We start from the raw sequence: 14,543 nt of genomic DNA on the forward strand, positions 1-14,543 counted from the left end.
TCTTTTGCTGAATTTTTAACTGAAGATGATCGTTTTGTTCTTGTACGTAAGAATTTTGCGCTGGATGTGCTTGCTCACGGCGTGTGAGAGCACAATTTTCTCCAGGTCCTTACCTTTGAGCACTAAGCTCTCAGGTGTGTCTTTGTGAGTGATGCGTGTCACATCCTGCTCAATGATTGGACCTGCATCCAGTTCTGCTGTCACATAGTGGCTGGTGGCACCGATGATCTTCACACCACGCTCGTAGGCCTGATGATAGGGTTTGGCACCGATGAATGCTGGCAGGAATGAATGGTGGATGTTGATGATATGGTGTGGATACTCAGCAATCATTTCGTCGCTGATAATCTGCATGTAGCGTGCCAGTACAATGAACGAGATGTCCTCCTTCTTCAGCAGTTCCATCTCGGCCTTTTCTACTTCTTCCTTGTTCGAGTGGTCTTTCTTGATGCTCCATACGTAGTAGGGGATGCCGAACTGATCGGCTACATAGCGAAGATCCTCGTGGTTGGAAATAATACAGGGAATGTCGCAGTTGAACTCTCCTGCCTTCCAACGTGCCAGCAGGTCGTACAGGCAATGGCTCATCTTCGAAACGAAAATAGCCATGCGTGGACGCTTATCGCTGTAATACAGACTGAACTTCATTTGGTAACGCTGCGCATAGAGGGTTGTGATATAGTCGTAGATCTTGTCGCGTGGAATCAAGAATCCTTCCAATTCCCACTCAATGCGCATAAAAAACATACCGTCGACCTTGTCCACATACTGGTCCAGATAAACGATATTTCCCTTATTATCGGTAATAAACTTGGTTACTTCCGAAATAATGCCCTGCTGATCGGGGCAGTGGAGTAGCAGAATTGCTGTTGTATCCATCTTTACTTACTTATTTTTACCTATAAAATTCAAGGCGCAAAGATACAAAAAAAGATTTTAAATCCTGCCAGAAAATGGATAAATATCTAAACTTTGCCAAAAATAGTGCTGCAAATCACTATATATGCAGTTTTTTTGCTATATTTGCAGCCGAAATTTTGAATACTAACACGATTTTACGTATGGAATATATGTCACAAGAGGGCTGGGACAAGCTCGTTAATGAACTGAAACAACTGGAGACGGTCGATCTTCCAGCCTGTAAGGATGCTATCAGCGAAGCGCGTGATAAGGGCGACCTGAGCGAGAACTTCGAGTATCATGCTGCCAAGCGCGAGCAAGGTCGTCTGTTGGGACGTATCAGTTTCCTGCAGAAGGTGCTGGAGAATGCACGTGTCATCGATACCAACTTGTTGGGTAGCGATTGCGTAGGGCTGCTGAGTAAGGTTGAGATGACCAATTTAACCAACAATGCTAAGATGACTTATACCATTGCCAGTCCTCACGAGGCAAATCTGCGTGAGGGAAAGATCAGTATCAAGTCGCCTATTGCTCAGGCGCTTCTGAATAAGAAGGTGGGCGATGTGGTTGAGGTGCGTGTTCCTGCTGGTTTGGTGAAGTTGCGTATAGAAAATATCACATTAGGATAATAACACAAAAATGATGAAAAAGATTGTACTTATTACTGGTGCTACAAGTGGCATCGGAGAGGCATGCGCCCGTAAGTTCGCCCAGAATGGCGACAAAGTGATTCTCACAGGTCGTAATACCACACGTTTGGAGGCGATTGCTGACGAACTGAAGGCACAGGGTGCCGAGGTTCTCACGTTGCAGTTTGATGTGCGCAATCGTGAGGCTGCAAAGGCGGCTGTCGAAGGTCTGCCTGCTGATTGGCGTGCGATTGATGTTCTGGTGAACAATGCTGGACTGGCTTTGGGCCTGGAGCCCGAATACGAGGGCGACTACGATGATTGGGATGGTATGATTGATACCAACATCAAAGGTCTGCTCACGATGACTCGTCTGGTTGTGCCAGGTATGGTTGAGCGCAATAGCGGCCATATCATCAATGTGGGCTCTGTAGCTGGCGATGCTGCCTATGCCGGAGGCAATGTGTATTGCGCCACCAAGGCTGCTGTCAAGGCATTGAGCGATGGCTTGCGTATCGATGTGGCCAACACCGCCATCCGTGTCACCAACCTGAAGCCTGGATTGGTAGAGACTAATTTCAGCAACGTCCGTTTCCATGGTGATACCGATCGTGCGGCTAAGTTGTATCAAGGCATCAAGCCTCTCATTGGCGACGATATTGCCGATGTAGCTGTCTATGCAGCAAACGCTCCCGCTCACGTGCAGATAGCCGAGGTACTCATCCTCGCTACCCACCAGGCCAGCGGAAGCGTCATCGTTCGTAAATAAATCCTGCCGTTGCAGCTATTGCGCGGTGGCTTGTTTCATCCCCTCAACAAACTTGGCTTGCAGTTCTTGCGCCAGTTGGTTGTGGGGATTTAGTTTGAGCGCCTTTTCGTAGTTCTGCATCACGTCGAGATAGTACTTCCTGCCGTTCTGGGCGGGATCCTGTACAATGCGCACCATCAACAGGAATCCGCGCAGGGTGCAGAGGTCCGACTGGTCGGCACCTTTCATCTGTGCCAACTGTCCGATGGTCTGCTCGGCTTGTGCCAGCACCTGCTCTGTCTGTGGAGCCTGCGGGTTGGTGATGGCGTAGTTCAGACTGGCCAGAGCCAACTGGTACTTAGGTCCCACGCTGTCGGGCTGCATGGCCTCTAAGCGTTTCAGCATGCCAATCTGGTTCAGCATGTCGCCGCTGCCGGGCTGCTGGGCAAATAAGTTTGTTACGCTTGCGAAAACGAACACTACTGTAGCAACTACGTGCTTAAAAATTTGATACATCATAAGCTTTATTATTTTTAAGTGAAACTAATATGGTTACATAGAAAAATCTGTCGCGATTGGAGGTGATGCCCCTTCCTGCAGCATCGTAACGGTGGATGTTGGTGCGCCCTAATACATTGTTGAACGAGGTGTAGATGATGATCTTCGGACTGAGCAGATAGGTCAGGTTCACATCCACGCTGTTATAGTGCGGGGTGGTGCCCTGGACAAAGTGGCGCCCTGTGGCATAGCTTTCGGCCATACCTAAGATGCACTTGCCGATGGTGTATTTGGCCGATAGGCGCAGGTTGTGGCGCGAGGCAAAGCTGGGTGTGCAAAGCTCGGTGGCGTCCTGATACAGGCGCTCCGCATCGCAGAACGAGTAGGCGAGGGTGGTGGTGAGCCGTGGGGTGATAGAGTGGTCCTCGGCATACACATCCACACCCCTGCTGGTGCCATAACCATCAGCTAACCACTGGCCTTGCGGTATTCGGGGCAGATGACGATAGCTCTTTAGATAAGGCTCGATACGCAGCAGCGATGAGGCCGAACGGTACTGCATGCTCAGTATCAGGTGGTTGGCTGTGCTCTGGCGCAGTTTGTCGCCGCTCTGTGCCTGCTGGTCGTCTTGTGGTGTCTGGCTGTACCGGCCTGTCACCAACGATAATTGCAGGCGCTTGTTGGGGATATAGCTCAGCGTGGTTCTCGGCATCAGCAGCCAACTGTGGCGTAACATCTCGGCACGGCCCGAAACATTTAGAAAAACCTTGGGTAGCAGTCGTAGCTGTGCATCGGCGTGGGCACCCAGGATGTTGTAATCGAGCGTGTAGTGATAGGGTGCGAAATCCAGCGTGCTGTGACGGATATAATCCTCGATGCCCACCTGCAGTTTCAGGCGCTCGTTCACCACCTTGCGTAGCTGGGTCTTCAGGTGCACCTCGTTGCGATAGTTGCGGTAGTGGTCACCAGCGATTACAGCATCGTCGATATGGTTCCACACACTCGAGTTGGCCATGCCTGCAAACAGTGTGTAGCCGTGCCCCAAGGTAGTCTTGTAGGTCAGGTTGGCGTAGATGTTGTGCTCCTTCAGGCTGATGTGGCGATCGTCTTCGTTGAGGCCTACCGAAGTGAGGTCGTAGCCTACGTACGATTTCAGCACGCTGTTGCTGCCGAACTCCTGCTTGTACTGTGCCTCGCCCGATAATTTGCGATAGGGCCTTGAAAAGTCCTGTCGCTGGGCGAACAGCCGGTCGTAGAGCCCCATGCTGGTATAGGTGGTGTTGAACGACAGGGCGCTGGTGTTGAACACCTTGGTGCCGCCTATGTTCCAATCTACCAGCGAGGCGCTCACACCCAACTTGTCGCTGGTTGCCATATCCGTTGTCTCCATCGGTAGCACAGCCGATAGCGCCTGTCCGTATTCGCCGTTGTAGCCGCCTAATGTGAAGTTGATACCTTTGAAGAGGAAGGGCGAGAATCGTCCGCGTACGGTGGTATTCTCTGTGTTGGTAGTGTAGGGCACCAGCACGTGCATGCCGTTTATAAATGTCTGGCACTCCTCGCTCTCACCGCCGCGTACGTACAGCTTGCCGTCCTCGCCCACCTTCTGGGTGCCAGGTAACGACTGCAGGGCAGCCACCACGTCGCCGCACGAGTTGCCGCTCATCACCACGTCGAGTGCATCCATCGTCTTAAAGCCGTCGCTCTTGCCGAAGCTGAAGGTACTGGCTGTTACCACTACCTCGCTGATGCTTGTGGCGCGCTCGTGCAGCCTTACGTCGATATCCTTCAACTCGCTCACGTGGGCGGTGCGTGTGTAGTCGTCGTAGCCCATGTAGGTCACCTTCAGTGTCACCTCGCCCTTCTGGGTGGTGGTAAAACAGAATCGGCCCAACGTGTCGGTCATGCAACCGTCAATCGTACCTGAAATAAATACATTGGCAGCAGCCAGCGGTTCTTTGCCGTCGGATACTGTGCCCGTTACTTTGGTGGTCTGTGCAGCCAAGTTGCAGGCTGCCAGCAGACAAATGATGATATGTGCAAACTTCTGTTTCATGCCGCAAATGTACGGCACGTTTTTCATAGTTCCAAATTTTGCTGACCATCAGCTAAAACTACTGACGGAAAGCTAAGTGTGTTGACGAATGACGCGTTTTCCGGACGAATGACTAAGCGATAAAATCCTTGAGTTTTGGTACGTACGAGCGCGATACGGGGATGGTTTCCCTGCTGTTGCCCAGTCGCAGCTGGTAGCCGTTGCTGTTACCCTTGGCCTGGGTGATATTGTTCACGTTGACCACAAACGAGCGGTGGCATTGGAATATGTTCTCGTAGTCCTTCAGGTCGTCGACAACAGCCGAAAGGGTGGTGTGCAGTTCAACGGTGGTGGGCTTGTTGTCGCGCAGATAGCACACCTGTACGTTGTTCTTCTGTGCCTCGATATACAGCAGCTGGTTGATGGGCAGCTCCAGGTCGTTGCTGCGCACGTTCGTATCGTGCAGGGTGATGGTGATATCCTTCTGCTCCTCGGTGGTGTTACTCAGCAGTGCCTCCATCTGGTGTTTCAGATAGCGGTTGTACTCGATACCTACACTCATGGCTGTGATGGCTGCGCCGATAATCAACGTCCACCACAGGAACTGCAGGAACACACCCAGACTGAAAGGAATGCTGAACAATAGTACTAATAGCAGAAAGTTGCCGATGGCTATAAACAGTATCAGTCCTAACACCGCCGCTCCATCGTGCCATACGCGCAGGGTTTTCACCAGTTTGGGTAGATGGCTCATCACGGTGTAGCCATACACCACGTAACACACCATCGTTACCACGCCGAACAGGGCAGCCACCAGGCATTTGTTGCCCTGATACTGACTGAATCCGAACGGTTGCAGCAAGTAGAGGATGGCCCAGATAATCAGGCCGTAAATCACGCTGTCTCTCAACCAGTGGTTGCTCTGCCCGAAGGGGTATTTTCGTGTCAACAGATTCTTCATGGCTTTCAGTCAAGTATCACTTCCATCGTCGTTTTCTGTGGCTGCATGCCCATTTTCTCGTAGAAGTGCTGGGCAGGGTCGTTGCCCGTCCACACGTTCAGCGTGATGTTATGGCAGCCTATCTCTTTGGCGTAGGCGTGTACGTGCTGGTAGAGCGCCTGCCCCACGTGCTGGCCGCGTGCCGTCTCGTCTACGCAGATGTCGTCGATATACAGCGTCTTGGCATCCTGTAGCAGCAGGTGGTTCTTTACCTCGGTCACCATGCAGAAGGCATAGCCAGAGATGGTGGTGCCATTATCAAACACGAAGATGGGTTTGCTGCTGTCGCCCAACATTGCCTCCAGCTGTAGCTCGTCATATTTGGTGGTGTAGGGTTTAAACAGGTCGGGGCGCAGCACCGCATGAACCATATTCACTTGGTGCAGCAGGTCGATGATACGGGCTATATCCCGTTTTTCTGCCAGTCTGATCATTCAGTTAAAGCTTAATTGTTTATAAATTTGGGTACAAAAATACAAATTATCGCTGTAATATGATTATATTTGTACCAACAATTTCGATTTTTTACCAATTTAAATACCTGGATTCAAGTATGATGCACAAACATGAAGAGGCGGCACGTTGCCTGTTGTGCGAGGATGCACCTTGTACCAAAGCATGTGGAAAGGGCGATATAGCACGAGCCATTCGCGCTTTCAGGTTCTATAACGAGCAGAATGTGTGGCGCTGGACTGCTGGCTGCAGCGATGCTGATTTTGAGCGCGCCCAGCAGGCCTGTATCCATTACGACAAGCCGATACGTATCAGCGAGCTCCTTTCCGACTGTCCTCAAGGAGCCAACCATTCCTTACCCGACTTGGATATCCGTTTCTGTGGTATTCCCTGCGAGAATCCGTTCTTCCTTGCATCATCAGAAGAAATAAGAATAAAAACATTCTGAAAAATGAAAAAGATAATATGCTGTATTTTAACAACTATGTGTGTATGCGCGGCGCTATCCCAGCCCCGGGCATTCAAGGTGCGTCAGAATATCCCTACTGACTCTATTCGCTTGAGTGATCCTGCCATTTTGGCCGACCAGAAAACCAAGATGTACTATCTGACAGGGACTGGTGGTATGATGTGGCGCAGCGCCGACCTGAAGTTGTGGGAAGGGCCTTATCGGGTTACAGAGTTTACTGCCGACTCGTGGATGGGATCGCATCCGATGATATGGGCAGCCGAACTGCATCAGACAGGCGACGGGTATTATTATTACTTTGCAACTTTCACCAATCAGGCTGTTAAGATTGATACCGTTCGAGGCAATGTCATCGAGCGGCGTGCCTGTCAGGTGCTACGTGCCGATAACCCCATGGGGCCCTATCGTACCTTTGGCGATGCTACCTATCTGCCAGCCCATCGCCCCACACTCGATGGCACCTTCTGGCGTGATACCGATGGCAAACCCTATATGGTGTTCTGCGGCGAGTGGTTGCAGAATTGGAATGGTACGATAGAGAAGATAGAGCTGAAGCCCGACCTCAGCGGTACCATTGGCGAGCCAAAACTGTTGTTCCGTGCCAGTGATTCACCCTGGAGTCGCGAAAAGGACGACCAGGGCAACATCACATGGAACAAGGTAACCGATGGTCCGTGGCTTTTCCGTACAGGTACGGGGCGCCTGGGCATGTTATGGACATCGTGGGTGTATGATGTCTATACTCAGGGTGTGGCCTATTCGGCAAGCGGAACCCTCGATGGTCCATGGATTCAGGAGCCAGAGCCTATTACCCCTCCGAGCTATGGCCATAGTATGCTGTTCCAGCGTTTCGATGGTCAGTGGATGATGTCCGTTCATAGTCATGCCAAGGATGCCAAAGGCAGAACGGTACGCATTCCCCATTTCTTTGAGATTGACTTATCAAGCGACAAGCTTGTTGTGAAATAAAATATCCTTATGGATGTAGGGAGCCGCTGTATCTTAACAGCGCTTCCAGATAGTAATAGTCGGCATAGATGATGCTGGCATCAATTTCGGTGCCGGCAGGGTAGTGACCAGTTGAGTGCATGAGGAAAGCAACATTACTCTGTCTACTCTGATAGCGCATACTGCTCAGGTTGCGTAGCATGTTTTCGGCAGCCGAATAATAGACTTTCTTTTTGGGGGCATCGACGTATTGGCAAAGTTCCAACAGCGCACTGGCCACAACACTGGCTGCTGAGGCATCTTTTGGTGCTTGCATTTTGTTCGGATCGTCCATATCCCAGATAGGCACCCAGTCATTGCTGGTTTCGTGGAGTCGTTTCAGATAGAGATCGGTTACCTTTTGTGCGAAATCGAGGAAACGTTGTTCGTGGGTATAGCGATATACCATGGTATAGCCATAAATGGCCCACGACTGTCCGCGACTCCATAATGATGAGTCGGCCAATCCTTGATGTGTGACGCCTTTCAGAAAAGCGCCAGAGATTGAATCATAAACTGCTACATGGTAACAACCGCCATCTTTGCGGAACTGGTACTGCATGGTGGTCTCTGCATGACGTGTGGCTATCTCCTTCAGTTGTTGACTGCCACCGTTTTGAGCAGCCCAGAACAGTAGTTCCAAATTCATCATGTTATCCATGATGGTGTTATGACCGCCATAATCTTTTACATGTCGTGGCCAGCTCAGAATGGTGCCTGCTTTGCTGTTATATAAAGTGGCTAACGAATCGGCTGCGCGAAGCGCCTGTTCTTTATACATAGGATTATCAGTAGCTTCATAACCCTTAACGTAGCTACTGAGTGTGAGAAACCCCAGGTCATGATCGAACACGGGTTGAGTGGTCAACACCCCTAAGGCCTCGGTATAGCTTTTGGCTTTCTGGCGTATGTCTTCATTTTGGGTATAGCTGTAGGTCATCCATAAAATACCTGGCCAGAATCCTGAACACCACTCCTGTGGACAGGCATTACGACAATTCCATGCAGTATCATTCTCTAATATATTGCGTGGTGCAATGGTATAATCGATGGTACCCGTACTGTCTTTTAATGCTTCGAGAGCCCGTTCTACCTGATGGGCGCAATAATCCAGCGCCAAGTTGGCATTGAATGTTTCGTTTGATGTGTGGCAGCTCATTGTGCTGAAGAGCGCCAGTGTCCATATCATTTTCTTCATATTCTTTTTTATGATATACGAATATGTGGACTATTATACGCAAAAAAGATTTTGAGTAAACTTGGGATGATAAACGTATATAAGGAAAAAGTTGTGATGAAAAGGATTCTATTAGTAAGTGTATTAGCTGCTTTCTGGGGCGGAAATATAAGGGCACAGCAGAGCGGCTATATCATGTCAGGCCCCTATGAGGTCGTGGCGCGCGATGGACAATTCGCAAAGACCAAAGGAGGTAGCGAACGAGACATGTGGCAGGCATGGCAATGTGCACAAAACGAACAGCACGATGTGTCATTGCGTATTATCAATGCTTATGCCACTACTTTGCAACGTTTTGATGGTCATGATGCACCGCTCTGTACGATTCAGGCTTATTGGCTGTTGCGAGCCATGACTATCATGAAAGCCTATCAGACACCTGTTTGGCAGGCGATGGTGCGTAGGGCCATATTGCCTGTGATGGAAAAGTTTGAGGCCGATAGTCCGTATGCTAATGGTAACTGGGGGCACCTGGTGAACCGTTGTCGCATGGCTGCTGCTATTTTTCTGGACGATCGTGCGCTCTATCAACATGCCATCGACATTTACCTTCATGCCAACGATAATGGCTCATTACCACATTATATCAGTGCTACAGGGCAATGTCAGGAAACAGGGCGCGACCAGGCGCATGCCCAGCTGGGATTGGGTGCCATGTGCGACATCTGCGATATGGCCTGGCAGCAGGGTGATGACTTGTGGGGTGCCCTCGACAACCGACTGATGGCAGGAATGGAGTACTCGGCCAGATATAATCTGGGCTATGACGTGCCTTTTGAGACATGGACAGACTGTACAGGGCTCTATAACAATTGGACTGAGCCTGGCGCTATGGCGCGTGGACGTATCCGTTGTATATACGATTTGCCTTATCAGCACTATGTGGTGCGAAGGGGATTGAAAATGCCATATACTCAGAAACTGCTGAAGCTGCAGGCCAAAGCAGAGAAAAAAGGCAATATTAAGCGCAATCCCGAGGCCGATGAATTTACGGTAAGGGGGGTGAAAGAAGGTAGCAGACTGCACCAGATTTTTACCTACGCAGCCCCCGCAGGAGCTCCCTTGAAGCACGACTATGATGTGTATGTCCAGCCCCGTGGAGAAAAAACATGGACGCGTATTGATACTTATATGGCTAAGGTGAATGCCCCAATCGGCAACAATCAACATCAGGTGTCGGAAATATCATACGCCTTCTTCGACTTTACAGGCGACGTGTTTGTGCGGGTTGTATGCAAGACGAAGAAGTTTAAGACTGCTCGTATTCGTCCTGACTATCGTGGTACCATTGCAAACGTGCAGAACGATTCTGTGGTGCAGTTCCTGCTTTTCCAACCCGAGAATGTGAGTGTGGAATTTGATGGTAGTATCACTGATAATCTGCTGCTTTTCACCTCGAAGCCTGCTGGCAGTAAAGAGGCTGCAGAGAAAACAGCCAAAGCACAGGGCCGTTCTTTCCGTTATTACCCGCCAGGACTGTACACTGATGAGTTGATAAAAGTGCCATCTAATACAACTGTCTATCTGGCTGGTGGCAGCTATTTTACAGGTACCTTTGCTATCGAGGATGTTGAAAATGTTAGTATTGTAGGTCGTGGCGTAGCACGCCCGGGAAATGGCTATCAAGGTTGTCGCATATTGCGTTCTAATAACGTTTTAGTTGATGGTTTGATACTGAATACCTGTCCTATTGGTGAGTCGCACCATATAACCATGCATGATATCCGTAGCATCTCGCATCCGCAGTGGGGCGATGGGCTGAATGTGTTTGGTGGTAGTAGCAATATTCTTTATGATAGAGTATTCTGCCGTAATAGCGACGATTGTACTACTGCTTATGCTACCCGTAAGGATTTTAAGGGTTCTGTACGACATGTGCGCATGACCAACTCTACGCTGTGGGCCGATGTGGCTCATCCCATCTTTATTGGCTTGCATGGCAATCCAGAGGTTGGCGATAGTCTGGTCGATTTGAAATACGACAATATTGATATTCTATGTCAGAGCGAACCACAGGTAGATTATCAGGGATGTCTGGCTATTAACTGTGGCGATGGCAATTATGTGAAGGACGTGATGTTTGATAACATCCGCATTGAGCAGATTCATCAGGGTTGTCTGTTGCAGGTAAAAGTGGGGTGGAACAAGAAGTATTGTACGGCTGCTGGTGGTGGTGTGGAGAATGTGACGTTCCGTAACATTCGTTACAATGGGGCTCAGCCCTATATGTCTGTTATTACTGGCTATGATGCTCAGCATTCAATCAAAGGCATCACCTTCGAAGGACTGAAGATCAATGGTCGCACTATTGCCGATGATATGCCAGGTAAACCAGGCTGGTATGCTACTGCCGACATGGTGCCTATGTTTGTTGGTTCGCATGTAGAGCAACTTAGATTCATAAAATAATATGAGAAGGCTTCTGTTTATGGCTTTTCTGCCCATGGAACTTTGGGCACAGACTCTGACATCGCCTGATGGTCAGTATGCGATATCATTCGATGGCTTGACGTATAGTGTGTCTTATCATCAGCAGTCCATCATTCAGCGTGGTCAGTTGGGTGTCGACATTGATAACCGTTTGTTCGAGTCGGCCTTGGCTGTTCCTCGTGGTGAATATCAGAATTGGTGTGGCGATCTGGTGTGTAAAGGTGAGGAACGTTGTTCGGTAGATACCATCTGGACACCTCTTTATGGTGAGAATGCCCAGATACACAACCGTTTCAACCAGCTGATACTACATTACGAGAAAGGAACAAACGGACTCGGTACCATGTTTGAGGGCTATGACAAGCGTAAATACTATGCCATGGATATTGTGGTGCGTGCATATAATGAGGGCATCGCTTTCCGTTATCATTTCCCTGAAACAGCCAATAGTCTCTTTTTGCATATAACGGGTGAGCAGACCTCTTTTGCATTCCCTGAGGGAACGATGGCCTGGTATGAGGAATGGGCACAGGGACCATACGATAAGCGCCTACTGAAAGCACCTTGGTTTGAAAGTGAACGCCCCCTGTTGTTGCAATTGCCAACAGGTCAGTATGTGGCCCTGCTCGAAGCTGCCATGAAGGATTATGTACGTGGTAAGTTCAAACTTAAAAAAGACAATGAACTGCAGGTTGCTATGTACGATTGTGCTGATGTGATATCGCCTTACGACACTCCCTGGCGTGTCATGATGGTGGGGGAGAAAGCGGTCGATCTGATAAACCACAAAGACCTGCTGCTCAATTTGAACGAAGAGCGCGTCACTGGTGATTGGTCGTGGGTGCGACCTGGTAAGGTGTTCCGTAGCGGCAAACTCACCAAGGAGTGCATCATGAAGAGCATAGACTATGCAGCCAAACTGGGATTTGACTATGTGGAATTGGATGCTGGATGGTATGGGCCAGAGGGTAGGGTAGCAAGCGATGCCCGCCAGGTGAGTGCCACGCGCGACTTTACCATGCCTGAGGTTTGTACCTATGCCAGGAGCAAGGGTATCGGTGTGTGGGTGTATGTGAACCAACGTGCACTATACCGTCAGTTGGACCATCTGCTTCCTCTTTATCAGCAGTGGGGCATCAGTGGCATCAAGTTCGGCTTCGTACAGATTGGCAATCAGCAGTGGAGCACCTGGCTGCATGATGCTGTGGCTAAATGTGCTAAGTATAGAATCATGGTCGACATCCATGATGAGTACCGTCCTACAGGACTCTCGCGCACCTATCCTCATCTGCTTACCCAAGAGGGTGTGCGTGGGAATGAGGAAATGCCTGATGCCGTGAATAACACGTTGTTGCCTTTTTCGCGTTTCCTGTGTGGACCAGCCGACTATACCCTGTGCTATTTCAATAGTAGGGTCAAGAATACCAAGGGGCATCAGTTGGCTATGGCTGCAGTGTATTATTCGCCATTGCAGTTCTACTTCTGGTACGATATGCCTTTTGTCGATCAAGGCGAAGCCGAACTGAAGTTCTGGAAGGACTGTCCCACAGTGTTCGATGAGAGTATAGCGCTCGATGGTGTGCCAGGCGCTTATATCATCCAGGCTCGTCGTGCTGGTAGCGAATGGTTTGTAGGGGCTATGACTAACACCGAGGCTCGTGATGTCCTGATACCCACAGACTTTCTGTCTCAAGGAAAATACATGGTTGAGATTTATAACGATGATCCCAGCCTGCACACTCGTACCAACGTGTCCGTTCAGCGCGTTGTCGTCAAAAGCGGAAAGACCATCAGTCTGCATTTACAGGCCAGCGGTGGTGCAGCCTTACACTTCAAACCCCTTGCAAAATGAGAAAACTGGTTGTGATATTATGCCTTTTGACTTTTTGGGGTAGTGGCTTGGCGCAGCCATGTGTCGTGTCAATCACTAATCCTACTGACCTGCAACGACAGGAGGTGGTTGGTGTTGATACGGCTCAGCTGAATTTTGATGCCAGTCATGGTGTCGTAGTGCGCGATGCATTTGGTATTGAGCGGCCCAGTCAACTAACCCAAAACGGAGAGCTGTTAATTGACGTACATGTACGTCCTCATTCACAAACTACTTTCACAATACAACCAGGACAGGCTGCTCCGTTTAAACCCTATGTGTGGGGTAGATATTATCCAGAGCGTGCAGACGATATCTCGTTCGAAAACGATCGTACAGGATTCCGTATCTATGGACCAGAAACACAGCGTCGAGGGGAAAAGTCATTTGGTATTGATTTATGGGTAAAACACTCTTCCGAGCTGTTGGTTGACAGTCTGTACAGACTGGAATTCTCAAGGCATCAGGAGATTGAAGCGTTAAGAAAACTGTCAAAACTGCAAGAGGCCGATAGTCTGGTTACCCTGACCAGTTATCATCTGGATCATGGTGCTGGTATGGATGGCTATGGTGTTGGTGCCACATTAGGTTGTGGCACCCCTGCTTTGATAGTTGGCGATTCTATCTATCATCCTTGGTGTTATGAGACATACGAGATCGTAGAGAATGGTCCTCTTCGTTTTGCGCTCAGACTTGATTTCGCACCAGTCAGGATAGGAAAAGATAAGGTCACAGAACATAGGCTGATGGTACTCGACAAAGGAAGCAATTTCTGTAGAATGACAGTTTGGTATGAGGGACTATCTCATCCGGTATCTCTGGCAGCAGGTCTTACCATCAGGACGGCTGATACTGAGAGTCTGCTTATTGCTGACAATTATGTTTGCTATGCCGACCCCACCATTGATCCTGCTCGCCATAATTGTCAGATATTTACTGCACTTGCTTTCCCTGATTGTTCAGGAATAGAAGATCGTTACAAGCGGAAAACAGTAGATGTTACCTGTTATCGCCCCTTTCCCAAGCCCTTGGGCGGTAATGCCGGCTATGCGCTTGGCATCAAAGGTGGTTATATTGGCGAGCCATACTCCTATTACATTGGTATGGCATGGAGTGAACTGGATGTCCGTTCGCTGGGAGAATGGCATTTGCGTACGCAGCACTTCGTCCAAATGCAAAAAGTTCCGTTAGAGGTTTTATTCAAATAATTAGTTATAATTGGTTAGTTAAAGTTAGTTAGTTTCTTGTTAATTTTGAATGTATATTATGAGTAGGAGAGTTGGACGC

The 14,543-nt window shown here is 49.3% G+C and carries 13 protein-coding genes; 7 read left to right on the forward strand and 6 right to left on the reverse strand.

Translation table 11 applies throughout. The features are described from left to right. Positions 1-15 precede the first annotated feature (15 nt). A complete protein-coding gene (purU, locus tag T495_RS0113005) occupies positions 16-879 on the reverse strand; it encodes a formyltetrahydrofolate deformylase (protein ID WP_028904363.1) in 864 nt (287 codons plus the stop codon). A gap of 182 nt (positions 880-1,061) precedes the next feature. Between purU and greA the strand changes: the two genes are divergently transcribed. Continuing rightward, positions 1,062-1,529, forward strand: coding sequence for a transcription elongation factor GreA (greA, locus tag T495_RS0113010; protein ID WP_028904364.1), 468 nt, complete (start codon positions 1,062-1,064; stop codon positions 1,527-1,529). 13 nt (positions 1,530-1,542) lie between these two features. Beyond that, a complete protein-coding gene (locus T495_RS0113015; RefSeq protein ID WP_197020401.1) occupies positions 1,543-2,298 on the forward strand; it encodes an SDR family oxidoreductase in 756 nt (251 codons plus the stop codon). 15 nt (positions 2,299-2,313) lie between these two features. Here the strand turns inward: T495_RS0113015 and T495_RS0113020 are convergent, their stop codons facing one another. From T495_RS0113020 to T495_RS0113035, 4 genes are all read right to left on the reverse strand, one after another. Continuing rightward, positions 2,314-2,796 (reverse strand): hypothetical protein, encoded by a 483-nt coding sequence (locus T495_RS0113020; protein WP_155993676.1) that lies wholly within the window; start codon positions 2,794-2,796, stop codon positions 2,314-2,316. Continuing rightward, the gene (locus T495_RS0113025) at positions 2,777-4,858 is read right to left on the reverse strand and encodes a TonB-dependent receptor (RefSeq protein WP_081832129.1); all 2,082 of its coding nucleotides are present in this window, start codon (positions 4,856-4,858) and stop codon (positions 2,777-2,779) included. The genes T495_RS0113020 and T495_RS0113025 overlap by 20 nt, the downstream gene beginning before the upstream one ends. Before the next feature lie 85 nt (positions 4,859-4,943). Continuing rightward, entirely contained in the window at positions 4,944-5,771 is an 828-nt protein-coding gene (locus T495_RS0113030) for a LytTR family transcriptional regulator DNA-binding domain-containing protein (RefSeq protein ID WP_033148992.1), read from the reverse strand. A 5-nt stretch (positions 5,772-5,776) separates the two neighbouring features. After that, positions 5,777-6,244, reverse strand: a complete 468-nt coding sequence (locus T495_RS0113035) for a GNAT family N-acetyltransferase (protein ID WP_028904369.1) — start codon at positions 6,242-6,244, stop codon at positions 5,777-5,779. A 119-nt stretch (positions 6,245-6,363) separates the two neighbouring features. Here T495_RS0113035 and T495_RS0113040 point away from each other — a divergent pair, with 119 nt between their 5' ends. Further along, positions 6,364-6,711, forward strand: a complete 348-nt coding sequence (locus tag T495_RS0113040; protein ID WP_033148993.1) for a hypothetical protein — start codon at positions 6,364-6,366, stop codon at positions 6,709-6,711. 3 nt (positions 6,712-6,714) lie between these two features. Further along, the gene (locus T495_RS0113045) at positions 6,715-7,701 is read left to right on the forward strand and encodes a glycoside hydrolase family 43 protein (RefSeq protein ID WP_033148994.1); all 987 of its coding nucleotides are present in this window, start codon (positions 6,715-6,717) and stop codon (positions 7,699-7,701) included. Positions 7,702-7,708: 7 nt separating this feature from the next. On the opposite strand, the gene T495_RS0113050 is transcribed toward T495_RS0113045, so the two are convergent. Beyond that, complete coding sequence (locus T495_RS0113050; RefSeq protein WP_033148995.1) at positions 7,709-8,917, reverse strand: glycoside hydrolase family 88 protein; 1,209 nt, start codon at positions 8,915-8,917, stop codon at positions 7,709-7,711. 96 nt (positions 8,918-9,013) lie between these two features. On the opposite strand from T495_RS0113050, the gene T495_RS15380 reads away from it, so the two are divergent. From T495_RS15380 to T495_RS0113065, 3 genes are read left to right on the forward strand one after another with little or no spacing between them, the layout of a single operon-like run. Next, positions 9,014-11,365 (forward strand): alginate lyase family protein, encoded by a 2,352-nt coding sequence (locus tag T495_RS15380; protein WP_231495112.1) that lies wholly within the window; start codon positions 9,014-9,016, stop codon positions 11,363-11,365. Position 11,366: 1 nt separating this feature from the next. Beyond that, complete coding sequence (locus T495_RS0113060; RefSeq protein WP_033148996.1) at positions 11,367-13,238, forward strand: glycoside hydrolase family 97 protein; 1,872 nt, start codon at positions 11,367-11,369, stop codon at positions 13,236-13,238. Further along, positions 13,235-14,464: a DUF4861 family protein gene (locus tag T495_RS0113065; RefSeq protein ID WP_033148997.1), complete on the forward strand. Its 1,230-nt coding sequence runs from the start codon at positions 13,235-13,237 to the stop codon at positions 14,462-14,464. The genes T495_RS0113060 and T495_RS0113065 overlap by 4 nt, the downstream gene beginning before the upstream one ends. Positions 14,465-14,543 lie beyond the last annotated feature (79 nt).

The sequence above is a fragment of the Prevotella sp. P6B1 genome, assembly GCF_000702825.1.
GTDB lineage: Bacteria > Bacteroidota > Bacteroidia > Bacteroidales > Bacteroidaceae > Prevotella.